At 34.8% G+C, this 16,375-nt stretch carries 13 protein-coding genes; 4 read left to right on the forward strand and 9 right to left on the reverse strand.

Translation table 11 applies throughout. The features are described from left to right. Positions 1–112: 112 nt before the first annotated feature. From AC57AW_RS20325 to AC57AW_RS20335, 3 genes are all read left to right on the forward strand, one after another. A complete protein-coding gene (locus AC57AW_RS20325) occupies positions 113–904 on the forward strand; it encodes a helix-turn-helix domain-containing protein (RefSeq protein WP_496353344.1) in 792 nt (263 codons plus the stop codon). Positions 905–1,054: 150 nt separating this feature from the next. Then, positions 1,055–1,471, forward strand: a complete 417-nt coding sequence (locus tag AC57AW_RS20330; protein ID WP_496353345.1) for a DoxX family membrane protein — start codon at positions 1,055–1,057, stop codon at positions 1,469–1,471. Between the two features lie 19 nt (positions 1,472–1,490). Then, positions 1,491–1,844: a cupin domain-containing protein gene (locus tag AC57AW_RS20335; RefSeq protein WP_318846871.1), complete on the forward strand. Its 354-nt coding sequence runs from the start codon at positions 1,491–1,493 to the stop codon at positions 1,842–1,844. Positions 1,845–2,304: 460 nt separating this feature from the next. On the opposite strand, the gene AC57AW_RS20340 is transcribed toward AC57AW_RS20335, so the two are convergent. The 9 genes from AC57AW_RS20340 to AC57AW_RS20380 all read right to left on the reverse strand — a co-directional run bounded on the left by AC57AW_RS20340 (position 2,305) and on the right by AC57AW_RS20380 (position 15,822). Beyond that, positions 2,305–2,898: a carbonic anhydrase family protein gene (locus AC57AW_RS20340; RefSeq protein ID WP_496353346.1), complete on the reverse strand. Its 594-nt coding sequence runs from the start codon at positions 2,896–2,898 to the stop codon at positions 2,305–2,307. A gap of 348 nt (positions 2,899–3,246) precedes the next feature. Beyond that, a complete protein-coding gene (locus tag AC57AW_RS20345) occupies positions 3,247–4,785 on the reverse strand; it encodes a M20/M25/M40 family metallo-hydrolase (protein ID WP_496353347.1) in 1,539 nt (512 codons plus the stop codon). Between the two features lie 250 nt (positions 4,786–5,035). Beyond that, the gene (locus AC57AW_RS20350) at positions 5,036–6,583 is read right to left on the reverse strand and encodes a tetratricopeptide repeat protein (protein ID WP_496353348.1); all 1,548 of its coding nucleotides are present in this window, start codon (positions 6,581–6,583) and stop codon (positions 5,036–5,038) included. A 308-nt stretch (positions 6,584–6,891) separates the two neighbouring features. Then, positions 6,892–8,004 (reverse strand): heparan-alpha-glucosaminide N-acetyltransferase domain-containing protein, encoded by a 1,113-nt coding sequence (locus AC57AW_RS20355; RefSeq protein WP_496353349.1) that lies wholly within the window; start codon positions 8,002–8,004, stop codon positions 6,892–6,894. A 360-nt stretch (positions 8,005–8,364) separates the two neighbouring features. Then, complete coding sequence (locus AC57AW_RS20360) at positions 8,365–9,504, reverse strand: cytochrome-c peroxidase (protein WP_496353350.1); 1,140 nt, start codon at positions 9,502–9,504, stop codon at positions 8,365–8,367. A gap of 5 nt (positions 9,505–9,509) precedes the next feature. Further along, complete coding sequence (locus tag AC57AW_RS20365; RefSeq protein ID WP_496353351.1) at positions 9,510–11,102, reverse strand: DUF6850 family outer membrane beta-barrel protein; 1,593 nt, start codon at positions 11,100–11,102, stop codon at positions 9,510–9,512. Further along, positions 11,092–12,441 carry a DUF4876 domain-containing protein gene (locus tag AC57AW_RS20370; RefSeq protein WP_496353352.1) on the reverse strand — a complete coding sequence of 450 codons (1,350 nt, stop codon included), beginning with the start codon at positions 12,439–12,441 and terminating at the stop codon, positions 11,092–11,094. The genes AC57AW_RS20365 and AC57AW_RS20370 overlap by 11 nt, the downstream gene beginning before the upstream one ends. A gap of 20 nt (positions 12,442–12,461) precedes the next feature. Next, the gene (locus AC57AW_RS20375) at positions 12,462–15,179 is read right to left on the reverse strand and encodes a TonB-dependent receptor plug domain-containing protein (RefSeq protein ID WP_496353353.1); all 2,718 of its coding nucleotides are present in this window, start codon (positions 15,177–15,179) and stop codon (positions 12,462–12,464) included. Positions 15,180–15,378: 199 nt separating this feature from the next. Beyond that, complete coding sequence (locus tag AC57AW_RS20380) at positions 15,379–15,822, reverse strand: DUF3291 domain-containing protein (RefSeq protein WP_496353354.1); 444 nt, start codon at positions 15,820–15,822, stop codon at positions 15,379–15,381. 93 nt (positions 15,823–15,915) lie between these two features. Between AC57AW_RS20380 and AC57AW_RS20385 the strand changes: the two genes are divergently transcribed. Then, positions 15,916–16,278, forward strand: a complete 363-nt coding sequence (locus AC57AW_RS20385; protein WP_496353355.1) for a winged helix-turn-helix transcriptional regulator — start codon at positions 15,916–15,918, stop codon at positions 16,276–16,278. The last annotated feature ends 97 nt before the right edge of the window (positions 16,279–16,375 follow it).

The raw sequence follows: 16,375 nt of genomic DNA on the forward strand, positions 1-16,375 counted from the left end.
ATGACTTTGAGACTAATCAATTTAGTTAAACATTTTGTAATTTAGTCCATGATAAATTTGCTTTCTGATACAGTATAAAAATGGAATTTTCTATTCTTAAATAGGTTTAAACATGATTGAAATAAAAAAATATTCTAATCAGGCAGGCCATCCTGAACCAAGACGGGTCATCAGATACACATTATTCTGGTGCCATCACGGAAGTGCTGAAATTCTGATTGACGAAAATATTTTTATCCTGAAAACCGGACAGACCATCACAATTACTTCCGGACAGTTTCATCAATTAAAATCTGTGGATGGAGAACTTACTGCGTTGGAATTTACGCTGGATTTTTTCTGTAAAAGTGACAGTGATATCGAACTTATTTTTCACAACGGACTTTTTTGTCATTTCGGAATGAATGAAATGATCACCGTACAACATCCTGAATTTTTCACTGAAACATTGAACACCATTGAAAAAGAAATTCTGGATCAGCCTTATCAATATCTGATCTCTACCCATTCTCTGGTGGAATTGCTGTTGGTGGAAATCAACCGCAGTAAAATTGCCAACGGTGATGAAATCTGGAAACCGGATGCTTTATTTTTAAAATTCCTTGAAAGTGTCAGAAACAATTTCAAAAATAATTATCAGGTCTCTCATTTTGCTGATATCCTTGGAACCACTGAAGCTAAACTGAATGAGGTTTCAAAACTCCATACCAGCAAAACGGCTCAGAATGTCATCTACAGTCTTATTATTTCTGAAGCAAAGAGACTTTTACTGTATGAAAAACTAACGGTAAAAGAAATTGCTTACCTGCTTGGCTTCAATGATCCTTTTTACTTTTCGAATTTCTTTAAAAAACATACTTCCCGTTCTCCCAAAGATTATCAGAAAGCGGTAAAGGAAGTTTAGTTTTCCGTTTGAATAAAAAAAGCTCATAACTTTTCGATTATTCTTCTTTTCAGCATTTAAATATTATATGCTTTTTCTGGAATTGTCTATTCTTTAGGCAAAGGTTTTCGTTGAACTTTGTACCTGTAATTAAGACCTAAAAATTATAGTATGAAAACTCAACAGGACACCGCCCTTTTTTTATTAAGGATCACTTTGGCATTTGGATTTTTATCTGCCGTAGCAAGCAGGCTGAATCTTTGGGGAGCGCAATCTTCAGGTTGGAAAAATTTTGTTGATTATACCGCTGAAACAAATTCATTTTTACCGCAGACATGGGCTTCTATTATTGCCGTATTGTCTACTGCAGCTGAATTATCAATCGGTATTCTGCTGCTGCTAGGCTATCAGATAAAAGGAACAGCAAAATGCGCCTCCATTCTCACTTTATTATTTGCGGTTGCAATGAGTATTTCTTTCGGCATTAAAGAACCTTTAGATTATTCTGTCTTTGCATTCAGTGCCGGAGCATTTCTCCTGAGTACTTTCTCCCGCTATCAGTGGAGTTTAGACCAATTTTTACAATAACAATTAAAATTTATATATCATGAACACCAACATCCACGATTACATCGTAAAAACAGAACAAAAAGAATGGCAGCCATTAATTGAAAAAGGGATTCATTATGAAGGTATTTTTGTAAAATCTTTAAAATTTGATCCAGAGAAAAACCGTTCTACCAGCATTCTTTTAAAATTTGAACCGGGAGCCAGCTATCCTTATCACAATCATCCCGCCGGAGAAGAACTATTTATCATGGAAGGTGATGCCAGTATTGCAGGAGCCCAGCTTGAAAGAGGAGATTATTTGTATACCCCACCTAATTTTAAACATTCCGTAAAATCTGAAAAAGGCTGTATTATTCTTTTTGTAATACCTGAGGAGGTGGAACTTCTTTAAAATGACTATCAAAAAACCACAGTAAAAATTTTACTGTGGTTACCTATAAACTGTTACAAATACTTTAGGCAAAAAGTAGATCAGATTGAAAATTAAAATATTCTCTTTCTTTCATAATCTACTAATACCTGGAATGAAACTGTGAGAAAATATATAAAACGATGAACCTTAGCACAAATTATATACAATTGACAATCTGAGAATCAGCTGATTTCGCAGAATGTTCGACTGTAATTAGGTTTTAATTATCAAAAAAGCAGTTACCACTTCCGGAGTATTACTGGCTATCAAAGGTTTACTCTTTATCACCAGCCAAATCTGCCAGAATACCTTCATTTCGTATTTGGAATCTTCAGGAAAAAAAGTCCCTCATTTTACCTTCTATTTATTCACAAACACAGTACAACCGGAGCTTTTCTCTTTATCCTACACATCCGTATAAGTGATAACCGCTATTTTTTTAATTGCTTAGAAACTCTACATTTCCTGTCTCCATATGATATTCCCCACCAACTATTTTTATTTCTCCTTTTGCTTCCATTTCTTTTAGGATAAGACTGCTATTTCTTATGTTGAATATAGTCTGATTAATATTTGCCTTTGTAACAGCCTCCAGATATTCATTGTTACCAGAGGTTTTTTCTCCTTTAAAACCATTGACCTTCTCTATAGCCGGTCTTATTTTGGATAAAAGAGCGGTAATATTACCGAGTTCCACATGGTCAATTGCTGATTTTACAGCACCACAATGTTCATGCCCCAAGACTATAATTACTTTTGCACCGGATACTTTACATGCAAATTCCAAACTTCCCAAAATATCCTCATTGCTAATATTTCCAGCAACCCTCGCTACAAACAAGTCTCCAATTCCTGAATGAAAAACATCCTCCACCGGCACCCTTGAATCCAGACAAGACAGTACAACGGCTTTGGGATATTGTCCTAAAGAAGCCTTTCTTATTCTTTGCGAGGTATTCCGAATGGTCAAATTATCATTAGCAAAATCATTATTTCTCTTTTTAAGAATATCCAAAACAAGATCCGGAGTCAATTTCGACTAGTCTTCTTCGGTTAAAAACTGCTCATCAATCATTTCATTTTCAGAAATAGTTTCCCGTCTTTTTTCTGATTTTTTACAGCATGTGAAGCTCATTATAATAATTAAAGTCATCATCATTACCTTAATGAAATTATCTTTTATTTGCATTTATTAGTTATTTTAATGTTATTTTTATATAAACTGCTTAGTCCTTATTTAGCAAAGCTGTCTAAACTTTCATAAAAATCACCCTCCTCGAATAGTTTCAAACCATCATTCTCTAGACATACAAAATGTTGTTTATTTTAGCATGACTTTGCATCAGCTGATCATAGAAACTATAAAGCTTTCTGACTAATTCTAATTATCATAATTCTTCATAATAAACTCAAAATAACTGATCATTTTCGTATAGTTCTCTATACTGATATGTTCATTGGTACTATGCATACTTTGCTGTTCTGAATTATTAATTTTGATGGGCATAAAACGGTAAATATGATCACTCAGCTCCTGATATTTAATAGCATCTGTTCCTCCAACTGTTAAATAAGGTGTTATAAGAAGATCAGAATAAACATGATTAAGCGAAGATTTCATTATTGTATATGCTTTTGTATCCACCGGTGAAACTTTTGAAGCTTCTCTGGCATTATCCACTATACTTACTTCAACATCGAATCCTTCAGTTGCTTTTGCAACATGCTTTTTCACTTCTTCAATTGTATTTCCCGGTAACAACCGGAAATTGGCCACAAATTCCACCTCAGAAGAAAGTACATTAGGAGCATCGCTTCCCTTCATCATAGTTAATGCCGTTGTTGTACGAATGAGAGCATTTGTTGAATGATTTTTTGAGAGTTCTGATAATAAAACAGACTCCATCAGCCATGCATTGGCAATAGCCAACCTTGATGTAAAGGACATAGAACCGCCTACATTCTGAAAAAAATTACGCATCAGTGGGATAACCATAGGCTTCATAGGATTTTGCTCCAATCTCTGCATCATAATAGCCGCTCTTCCAATGGCCGTTTCTGACGGCGGCATTGAAGAATGACCACCTAAACCTTTAACTTTAATTTTCAATGACAGAAATCCTTTTTCAGCACAACCTATCAATGCTACGTTAGCATCTATACCCTTTAGATTTCCTTTTTCAAGAATAAATCCTCCTTCATCATATATGGCATCAAACCAAAGACCTTTATTTTTAAAGTATGCCGCTATTTTCGCAGCTCCAAGTTCTCCACCTACTTCTTCATCAAAACCAAAAGCAAGATAGATGTCACGTTTAGGCTGTTGCCCGCTCTTTATTGTATTTTGTAATGCCTCCATAAGAGCGAACAGCATTCCCTTCATGTCCAAAGCTCCCCTTCCATATATCTTCCCGTTTGTAACAGCACCAGAAAAAGGTCCGTAATCCCATTCTTTGGCAATAGTATTCACCGCAGTACCAGGTTTATCTTTTGGACGGAATATATTTTCCTGGGTATTCCTGATCCGGGCAGAACCTGGAGGTACAACATCCATATGGGACAGGAATAAGATAGGTTTTAAATCATCATTTGTGCCTTTTAATTTAAATACAAGCGCATGGCCATTCACTGTAAAGCTTTCAGCATGTTGATATATATAGGAATATTCTTTTTTTATAAATTCATGAAATGCATCAAAACTGGTATAATCAAATTTCAGAGAATCCCCTGAGGGAACTGTAGGAATTTTGATTCCTCCCGAAAGCCTGTATACTGAAGAATCACTGACCATTATTTTAGGTAAATCTTTGCTGACTTTCTCCATTTTGGTAAACGGATAAGTAAGCGTACGGATTACGAAGAATACAATTAGAAGTCCTAAAAAAGCAAAGACTGTAATGAGAATTTTTTTCCTTTTCATGTTGATTGTGTTTTTATCCTGACCCTTCAATTATAAATCCAGAGAGATCTTCATCTCAATTTATTGTAGCACCAATACCAACATGGTAAACTACTTTGATCTGTTATAATTTTCGTCTTCTTTCATTTTCAAAATTAAACGTGAATACTACTGCCACAAAATAAAACACCTCTGAAATTATTAAATCCAGAGGTGTTTTAAAATACATTACCTTAACTAAATCAAACAGTTATAACCAATTATTCAGAAATTATTCTTTGGCTTTCTGTTTAATAAAAACAGAGGGTGTCATCCCTGTATATTCTTTAAAAGCAGATACAAAGCTGCTATAGGGAAGCCCGCACTCATCAGCTAGATACGTTATTTTATAGGTATGATATTTGGGATCAGTATATATTTTATTGATGATGTATCCAATTTTAAGATCATTCACATAGGAATTGAAATTCTTATTTTTATGTTTGTTGATAACCTCAGACAAATAAGTTGTATTGGTCCCCAACTGAAATGCCAGAGATGCTATAGTGAGATTTTTATTGACAATTTTTTTAGAATTTTCAAATTCTGAGAGCTTCGTTAATAACTCTTTTTCTGTTTTCTCAGTGATAGAGGATGAAGATTTTATGATTTCAGAATTTTTAATAGGAACTTGTTTTTTCAGTTCATTTTCCTGTTTTAGATTTTCAATAACCTGTTGATACCGGTTTTTATTTTTAAGCGCTCTTTTTCTTAGTATCAATATGACGATGCCCGCGGCCAATATAATCACTACAATGGTAATGATAAGCATGTACTTCCAGTTTTCCTGAATATCAATTGCATGCAGCATTTCTTTTTTCGAATTGGTGAAGGCAAGGGAAGTGGCATTATTCAGATCATGATCTCTCTGCTTTTGAGGATTTTCCAAAAGATGATAATACTTTTCGGAATTGAGATGATCTCCCTGCTTTGCATAACTTTTTGCAAGTAATTCATACAGACCGCTTTTTAAACCAAAACCATCGAAAAAAATAATATTCTCAGCTTTTCCTGCAGAATCTATAACGGCCTTATAATTACCTTCAGCAAAATACAATTCGCCATAACTTTTAAGAAGGTAAACTTGTAATATTTTATCTTTTACAGGGTAAATAATATCTCTGGCTTTATTATAACAGATCCTGACCGAATCATTTTTTTTCATTTCTATATAGCTTTTACCCATTGCTAGATAGTTATTGGCCAGCAGATAACTAAATTTCTGATGAGCCTTGTATTCTTTCGGAATATCCTGTAATAACTGAATTGATTTTTGGTAATATTTTAAAGAGGATCTGTCATTCTCATTTGCATACTCTATATTCCCGATTTCATAGGCCGCACCAGCTGCTAAAAAGACAGTTTCTTTCTGATGGGTATTAATTTTTGATACTAAACGGAGTGCCTGATTATAATAATCTACTGCTTGCTCATTTAAGCACAACTGGCGGTAATCCTGCGCTATCAGAGATAAAGACAATGCAGTGTACTCAGGGCTTTTTATTTTTTCTGAAAGTTCCCTGGCTTTCATGATGGCATTTAATGCTTTTGGAGTTTCGCCCATTATAAAATAGGCATTGTTCATCATGTTATAAGCTCTTATTCTTTGTATGTCTGTTGCATCCTCATTTTTTATGATGGCCGCAGCATCTTCTATTGCTTTTCTTATACCCTGAGGCTGATCTTTTATTATTCCTGCGTCCAGAATACGGTCTATTTTATTTTGTGAGGGAACAAATAAATAGAAAAAAAGGCAAAAAAATAAAATATTTTTTCTCATAAATCCATTGTGTTTTCGTGTTAAATATATGAATTTATGAGAAAAAAAGTGGTATTTCCTTTCTAAGGAGTTATTTCACCAGAGTTCGGTGTAAAAAATTAATCTTTTGTAACTGGAAGAGGAGAATAAAGGTTAATCATAAAACTAAAAATTAATAAAATTCACCTGTAGTACGGTTTTTTAACTTCAGAAATTTCGCTCTTCCGACTTTAACCTCCCTGATATCATTAAAAGCTTAATATATAAATCCAAACTGAGATGATTGAATATCATTCCATTTACGGAAATACCTTACTGATTCACTTTTGCTATTCCTTCAAAACCGTTTCATCCACTGAAGTCTGTTGGAAATAGAATAGCGTTTTTTTCTTTCTTATAAGATCTACCAAAGTCTGCACTGAAAATGTGAGGATAATATAGAATACGATTAATACCAATACATAGCCAATACTGTGCTGTCTGTACCCAAAAATTCCTTTTCCCCACGAGATCAGTATCCATTGGATCATATACATGGAAGTCAGGTTTCTGCTGCAGTATTTTAAAACTTTAATCACCTTATTTTCCTTACTGTTTACGGTGAGAGTATAGATAATCCACAGGAAGATCAGCGTCCAGCCTGCAAAATAAACAACTCCGCCGGGTCCCATATGATAGAAACCGTTGTAGTTATATTCGCCATATAGAAAAACCAATGGCGCACCAACTGCCACGAAAACCAATCCCACATACAGCATATTTCTAAATAACTGCTTGCTGTTGTAGTTCAACTCCTGGAACCATTTTCCGAAAAACATTCCGATGATGATAAAAGCCATCCATGGAAAAACAGGAAAATATACATATGCCGGATAATCAGTATTAAAAAGAAGATCCAGAACATAATTGATCACAGGATAGTCAAAATTAATTCCACTAACTTCTCTGGATATCAGTGCAACGAAAAGACCTATCGCCAGAATGATATATTTATTTTTCACATACTCTCTGATAAACCCGACAAACAGCAAAGACATTCCTGCCAGCTGTAAAATATCACCCAGCTGTACCAGATAAACATATTGCTGCTCTATAGGAGCATGCCATCCGTATTTTTGGATAAAATTATCAGGAGCAAAATTAAAAATCACAGGGATCATAAACTTCATAAAATTCATGAACAGGCCTGCAAATACAAGTAAAACACCCCGCTTCAAAGAACTCTTAAGACTTTGATGGCTGGAAGTCATGAAGGTAATTCCCATGCAGATCAGGAAAATGGAAGTTCCCCTTCCGAGAAAAACAATAAAACTGCCAATTGCTGTTTCATATTGTGATTTTACATTGGCATACACCAATAAGGTATGTATGATGATCATTCCGATGACACTTATACCTTTTATTAAATCCAGTGTGAGGATTCTTTTGTTTAGTTGTTCCATAGTTTTTTTAGTGAAAATGGTGGATTAGATGGATAAAATTGTATTCATTATTATTTCTTTAAATAATATTTTTATTTATTCTAAATAAAATCAAATATACAAATTAAAACCACATTTCATAATTCATAAATTAATTTTCATAAACAATTAATGCTTAAATATTTATTATGAAATCCAAGAGCATTTTGGAATAAATTTCCACCCCAACCAAACCAAAAAACCAGATACTAAATTGATAAAAGCGATATTTATTAATCACCAAATATCCGATTGCGAGAATTCTTCATCATTGAATTCAATAATTACTATTTCATAAAATAAAAAACTCTTCCAGAGCTGGAAGAGTTTTTACTATAATCATTATTTTGGTAATTCCGGTGGGCGCATTTTGTATTTGTAACTGTTTAGCGTTTTTAAAAATGCTACGATATCAAAAACTTCGTCGTCCGTCAGATTCAGTTTTTCTACCATTTCTGATTTATGGGGAAATTTAGGATCATTGAGCTGATCTCCTTTTGGAGTTTCTCTTCCCATTCCGGCGTTGTACATCATAACTATGTTCGCCAGTTCGGGGAAAAGTCCGTTATGCATGTAAGGCTTATTCTCAGAAACTTCTCTCAGCGTAGGGGTTTTGAATTTTCCTACATCTTCGTTCTCTTTGGTAACGATATATCTTCCCAGATCTTCATATTTCTTTCCGTAATACGTCAGTCCCAAATTGTGGAACTTCTGGTCAGAAAAATAAGGGGTGTTGTGACAATTGATACAATTCGCCTTGGTACGGAATAAATGAAGTCCGTTGATTTCAGAATCCGTTAAAGCATCCTTTTTCCCGGTAACGAATTTGTCAAACTTTGATGGCGGACTTATCAGAGAGCGTTCAAATGTAGCAACGGCTTTTGCAATTTTCTCTTCCGTCACTTCCCCATTTCCGAAAGCTTTTACAAAGAAGGCTTTATAACCTTTAATCTTCCTGATATTCTTTGTCGCCATTGACATATGCAGATTCATTTCTACCGGATTTTCAATAGGGGCTTTCACCTGCTCTTCTAAAGTCGCTGAACGGCCGTCCCAGAAAAATGTTTTAGCATATCCAATATTTACCAAAGTAGGTGCATTTCTAGTTCCCGTCTGCCTGTCGTGACCAAAGGAAACTCTGCTCCCGTCTGACCATCCAATTTCAGGATTGTGACAGTTGGCACAGGAAATCTGTCCGCTTTTGGATAATCTCGGATCAAAAAACAACATTTTTCCCAGTTCCATTTTATCTTCGGAATAAGGATTATCTTCAGGAAATTTCATTTTAGACAAAGGTCCGATATCCTGAAAACCTTCTTTCGCTTCATCAAATAAATGAGCAGCCGGCCATTTGTTCTGATCGCCGCTGCTGTATAAGGTACGAAGCTCTTCTACGGTATATCCCGTAGGGTCATTTGAAGTATAGCTTAATAAACATACGATTCCGGCAATGGCCAGAAAAGCAATATATCTGTCTTTCATTATTTTTAATAATACACATTCAATCCTACCATGGCAACATGATTAGCTCTGCCATTGTAGTCCACTTGATTTTTATACGTACTGTTCATCAGCCAGGTTTGAGAAAAACTCCCAAACAGCTCATACCTTATTTTGTTCTGATCAAAAATATAACTTGCATTAAAATTAAGACCTATTTTAGGTGTTGCATCATAAGCAAAGTCCGGCTGAGCGATCTTAGTTGCAAAGATATTCTCTTTTGTGCTTTGGTAAGGCTGATAATTGAATTCTTTTTCCAAAGGCACATAAAGATTTTGAGAAAGCCCAATCGCTATTTTATGGGAAGGTTTTAAAGCAAATTCTTTTTCCGCTCCAAGACGGTAATTGAAGAAAGAAAGTTTCCTGTCCATTACTACGGATAAATCCTTTACATGATTTTTTCCATATGCAGCGTCGAAAAGTATTTTAAATGCTTCATTTTTATGATTAAACCATATCACACTATTTTGCCAGAAAAGATTTTTCTGCTCCAGGCGATACGATGTGTAGTCCAAAGGATAGTTGTAGTTGGTATCAAGCTGATCCTGATATTTCAACATAGAAGCCCATTTTTTACCATTATAATTCCCTAGAAAATTAAGATAGAAACTATGAAGATCCGTTTTCAGCCCGGAATATTTTGTATAGTCTTTATGCCAATTAAAGCTGCCATCCTGATATTCAAAAACTCTGTAAAAACGCTCAATCAGATTTTTATAATCGTATCCTGCAGAAAAATGGGTATTTCCATTATTAAAGGCATATTCACCACCCCAGATATAACCTCCTAATTTATATTCTGAAGTTTTATACATAGTATTCCCGATATACTGATTACCATATCCTTCATTATAACGGATATAAATACTGTCATTCGCAGGTACATTTCCTTTCATATTGACAAACATGATGTCATTTCCCTTGTAATGATGTACGTAGCTCAGTTTTCCGAAAATGGCATGCTGCTTCCATTTCAGACCCAATTTTGCAAATGCTTTGTATTTGTAATCATCTACCTTCGGTCTTGGATCTGCATTCTGACGGTAAGATTTGGAATAACTTCCTTCTCCTCCCAATTGCAGGATTACAGGTTTTACAGGATTATAGGCAAACTGTCCGTTGATAAAATAGTTTTGTTTCTGCCATCTTGCCGAACGCGGAACCCAATAATATGAAGGATTATAAATAAAAGAAGAATTCGTAGTTCTTTCATCACTCAGAATATAGGGAACATCTTCTTCGGTAGTTTTGTCTGCTTTAAGTCTTCCAGATAAGGCAATTTTGTTATTCAGCTTATAGACTCCTTCAGACTGAAACGTAAAACTGCCTGTTTCTCCTGCAGTCTGTACTCTTTTAAAATTTTGTTTTACAGAAGAATACTGAAAGGTTGTCCGTGAAAAATCCAAAGGCTGGAAAAATGAAATATAGGGATCATTTATTCTAATGTCTTTTTCTACAGAACTTATATTAATACTATCTAAATGACTAGTTTGAGCATGGAAAAACTGACTGCCTAATGCAGCTAATCCTAACATACCGTATTGAAAAACTTTAATTGTCTTATTTTTATTATTGCGCATATCCTCTAGGGTTTGCTTTAATCGTTACAAAATCATTGGCAGAATTATTCGTATCCTGCAATACCACACGTCCACTTATAATTTCCTTCGTTTTACGGATGACAGAAAATCCGCTAAAAGTACCTTCAGCCTGCCCCTGTGGGTTGACAATGAAAGTTCTTGAAGCATCTATATCTGCAGGGAAATCTTTAGGTACTTTTTGCTCTTTATCTGTAATATCTATTCCGTCTATGATATAGTTTTTAGGAATTTGCAAAAATAGGGTTCCTGTAGGTGCTTTAGGAGCTGCTACTTTTTGCCAGCTTGCCACTTCTGCATCCGTTGCTCTCAGAATCCCCAATCCCAGCATAGAATTCACATTCAGGATTAGGTCATTAGAGGCAATACTCCAGTAAGTAACCTGCATATCCGGCACCATAATATTCTGAATATCCCATGCGAAAGGCTTCTTACCCATACTTATATTATAATCTCCCATATATGTTTCAAAGTCAGCATGGCTCAGATCAACAGTTCTGTCAGGCTCCTGTATCGCTATTCCTATACCGTTAATATCATCGAAAGGCATTTTATGATTAATGGCTGTCTGAGCTACAATAATACTTTTCCCTGGTAAAATCGGATATTGACTACCGCTTCCAGGTATTTTGATAAGTATATTAGAGTATACATAATCTGTATTGGCTGATGCACCTCCTCCGGCAGTTTTGCTCCAGTCATACTGTCCGTTGGATAAAGTATAGGTGGTCACGTTACTATTAACATTTCCTTCCAGAAATACCAGGTATAAGCCGTCAGCATAAATAGTCTGATCTGAATTGTTGTGAATCTCAATAAACTGGTCTCTGAAATTGGCTCCTAATTTATTATCAGAACCTGCATAATAATATTGTTTAATCACAAGATCACCAAGATTTCCACTGATGATTCTGACCAATTTGGAAGAAGTATTGGCATTAATGGTTACTTTTTCATCAAACCCTCCGAAGTGAACAATTTCATAACTTGTTTCCTCCCCTAGCTGCTGTTCATATTCACTCTGTTTTAGCTGAAGTTCAGCCTGGACACTGTAGCTTCCCGGCAGAACGGCATCTAATTTCAGTTCTCCGTTGGCATCTGTTTTTCCAACAATCTGATCTTCTGTTGCTGTATTTTTCAGGATAACAGTTACATTCGCTACGCCTTTATCTGCTACAGAAGGATATTTGGAAGCATCATATTTAATATTTATCGTAAACGGAACAGGCTTAATCTCGTTATTTCCTCCAAAGTCATCATCTCTGTTGCATCCAACAAGGGTAAGAACGGGAACTATTAACAATAGTATTAATCGTTTCATTATTTTTATTTTTAGTATTATTAAAATCTGTATGAAATATTTCCTCCGAACGAAGTAGAAGTAAAATTGCCGTAGACACTTCCTCTTTCGTCATATGCTTTTAAATTGAAAACATTACTTACATATATTGACAATCTGAAACCACTTAAGAAATCTTTTGTAACCCTTAAATGAACATTATGAAGTGTTTTGTTATATAACCCTGAAAGTTTTTCGTCAGAAGGTTTCAGGAATAATCCCTGATATTTTGGATTGGTACGTTCATTTTCAGGAATCATCTGCGTTTCTCCATCATGTTTGATATACCCTATCGGATAAATGTCATTCATTCCTGTCAGGGATCTGTCTGAAAGAAAATGATCTGTTCTCAGGCCAATAATTAACCCAGATGAAGCCAGGTGATAATCAAAGCTGAAACTCGCTCTGGCCATGGATCTTTTATTTTTAATATCATTATAAATCCCATATTGGAAATCCTTATCCATAATCTCCGGCGCACTGATTTTGTAAAGTCCCTCATCTTTTTGTCCGGAAGTTTCTACGTAACTGGCATTAAAACCAATCACAAGATTAAGGGCCTCTATTTTTTTGAAACTGGCCATCAGTTCCAATCCTTTATCTGAAGACTGGTATCCGTTAATAATTCTGTTCTGGAGGTAATTAAATTTTTCAGTTCCTACCACTTCGAAAGTAGGCACGTTTGTTCCTGATATATTGACATCCACTTTGGCTTTATCCATGATCTTATGAACACTTAAAGTGGTAAAACCATCAACCAGTTTATTGTAATATGCTGTAAGGTTTACTACTGCGAAAGGAAATCTGTAATCAACTCCTATTTCCGTTTTCCAGCTTTTTGAAGGTTTAAGGTTTGCATTATCTCCTGGAGTCACTACTGTTTGCATAATTGCTGCTGAGTAATATCCCGGCAAACGATAATCCCCTAATAAAAAGTCAAAATATCTCGGTGATGTATAGATCTGATTAAGGGAAGGAGCTTTAGATGTTAATCCAAATCCTCCTCTCACAGAAAATTTTCCCATCTGATAAGATGTATTTACCCTTGGCGAATAGGTAGAATATGAATTCTGCAGATCATAACGAAGACCCAGATTTGTTTTAAAAATGTGTTTATTAGCAAAGACTTTGGTAATATTATCCTGAATATACAGTGCATACTGTTTACTGGAAAATACATTATCCCTGTAATTAAAATCTCTCATCCCATTGGATCCTTGTCCTGCAGTATTAATTGTCGTAAGCTGACCTGCCGTTCCGTATCTTCCTTTTCCAAAGTTATCTCCATAACGGAAGTTAGCACCCACACTATAATTGTGAGCCCATTTGGAAGAAGTTAATTTTATTCCGTTAATACTAAAATTGGTGTAGATATTAAGAGGTTTACCATCTGAAAACGCCTGATTCTCATAACTTGGTGGTGTATAAGGTGCATAATAAACACCATCTGTTGTAGAGTTCCCATAAGGACGAGCACCTTGGTTCAGCCAATATCTTCGCTCTGTAAGCTGAGTTGCATAGCTTATCCCCATATCGACATTGATTGATTTAAAGAACGTTTTTTTACCATTCTGTGCGAAAAAATAGCTGATATTATTTCCTAATGAAAAGCTTTTATTTTCGACATTGATAATCATTCCGTCCACATCATCCGGGTCTCTTTTTCCCTTGCTGCTATTGGTAGAAAATGAAGCAGACAGCTTATTTCTAAAGCCATTTTTATTACTTGACCAAAGAAAATTGACATTTGTTCTGTCATACCCTACAAGACTGGTTCGGGGATCTGAAAGCGAATTCATATAATCAACGGAAGCATTCAGGGCATTGTTTTGATTAATTTTAAAACCTTTGGTAAGGCCAACCTGATAAGTTCCTTCTCTCAGAGAGGCATCCAATCGTAATGGTGATGCTTTCGCCGTTGTGGTAACTTTGATTAATCCGGAAGTTAAATCTCCATATTTGGCATCTGGAACTCCTTGTATAACTTCAATACTTTCTATATTTTCTGTAGGAACTTCCCTTAAATCGACCCCATAGTTAGGCTGTCCCGGCATTAAGTTTCCTCCTTTGGTAGAAGTATTAAAGCTTATTCCAAAAGGACCGCTGTTGGCAGAATCATAGCTCTGCATATTTTCGTTATTAGATAATGCAATATCATTGACCATCAACTGTACTCCAAACGCTCTGTTTCCAAAATCATCACCTCCCGGAACAGTTCCGGAGCCCGTAATTGAAGGTCCGCTGGCGGTTCTGAATACAATATTTTTAAATTGGGTATTGTCAAATTGCTGTACATATTGACCGGGTAATTGCTGCAATACGTCACCGATTGAAAATGACTGCAGGTTTTGAAGCGCTTCCTGTTGAATAACGATCTCAGAAAATTGTTTTTTTCTCGCTGTAAGCTGTACACCTTCGATTCTGATTTCTGATCTTTCACGAGGTGAACTTTTAGGTGATAGAATCTGCAAATTCAGTTCCTCCCCTTCTTTTATTATAATGGTTTCTTCTCTATTATTGTCATTCAGAAAAGTGATCTGACATTTTCCTTTAAGAATCATAGAATTGCCATTTTTATGCAGTTCTTTACATTCTTTCAAACCACCACTGACAAGTTCTCCCGTTTTGCGTTGTCCATTGTGAAAAATTTCTACTTTTTGGGCAGACAAGAATCCGCCTGCTGTTAGAAAAACAGCACCTGCTAATAACGATAATTTCACCCTTAAAATATTTAGACCGCAAAATTAATTATAATTATTCTAAATAAAAAGTAAGTTTTTGAAATTGTTTAAGCTATTTTAACTTAAAATAAAACAATATACGTATTTAATTCCCCATATAAAGAATACAATAATAATACAACTTTAATATACCGCATTTATAGTGTATTAAAGTTGCTCTTTATCATTATATATTTAGCTATGGCTTTTGAAAAACAGATTGAAAATTAAATGCATAGGAAGATGAACCTTTTTCCTGCAAATATTTCAAACGTTTTAATGCCTCGTCAATATTTGGATATTCGTTATCCTTAATCCACCATAAAGCATAATAGGCCTTTCCATATTTTTGAAACCATTCTTTTCTTCTTCTTACAAAATCAACGTGAAATGTCTTATAAGTATAATATTCCAACGATTCTATATCTTTCCATACAGAGATATTGATAATAATTTTTTCATCATTAAGCGGATTAAAACTTGTAGCATTATTTTCATCGTCTTTCAGTCTCCAAATAAACCCATCGCTTTCCTCTGCCAATTGGTTTACTGAATCCAAATGACTGACAAACTCATTCATTACCGGATCTTCTATGTTAGCTCCTATCATTCGGGCAACATTAATTTGTGCTAGCTGGTACATTTTTTTATTTCTTTTATTCTGATTAATATTGTGTAAAAATAGATTCTGTACTATTAGCATAAAATAACTATCAATTTAGATACTATAAAAAAGATGGAAAAAGAATGTAAGACCTTATACATCAATGTTGATCAAAAATCATATCCCTGTGCAGTAAGTTTTGTTATGGATTTCATTGGAGGAAGATGGAAAGCAGTTATTCTCTGTCACTTAAAAAATGGTGATAAAAGGTTTGGCGAACTAAAAAAAGAGCTTTCTTTTATTACTGAAACAACCTTAAGTATTCAACTGAGGCAATTAGAAAGAGATCAATTAATAACACGAACAGTATTTGGAACAAAGCCTCCCGTAAAAGTTGTATATAGTTTGTCAGATTTAGGATTATCATTTATTCCTTTGTTAAATCATATTAACGATTGGGGCAAAACCATCTTAGAAAGTAAAAAAACACTTTAAAAGTTGATGTATTAAATCTGAATATCAGTCTAAATAAAACCCCGCAGTAAATAAATTACTGCGGGGTTGATTTATAATTAAATGTTAATGTTACATT

Source organism: Chryseobacterium sp. BGA-UO-ETr-SB22 (assembly GCF_059567885.1).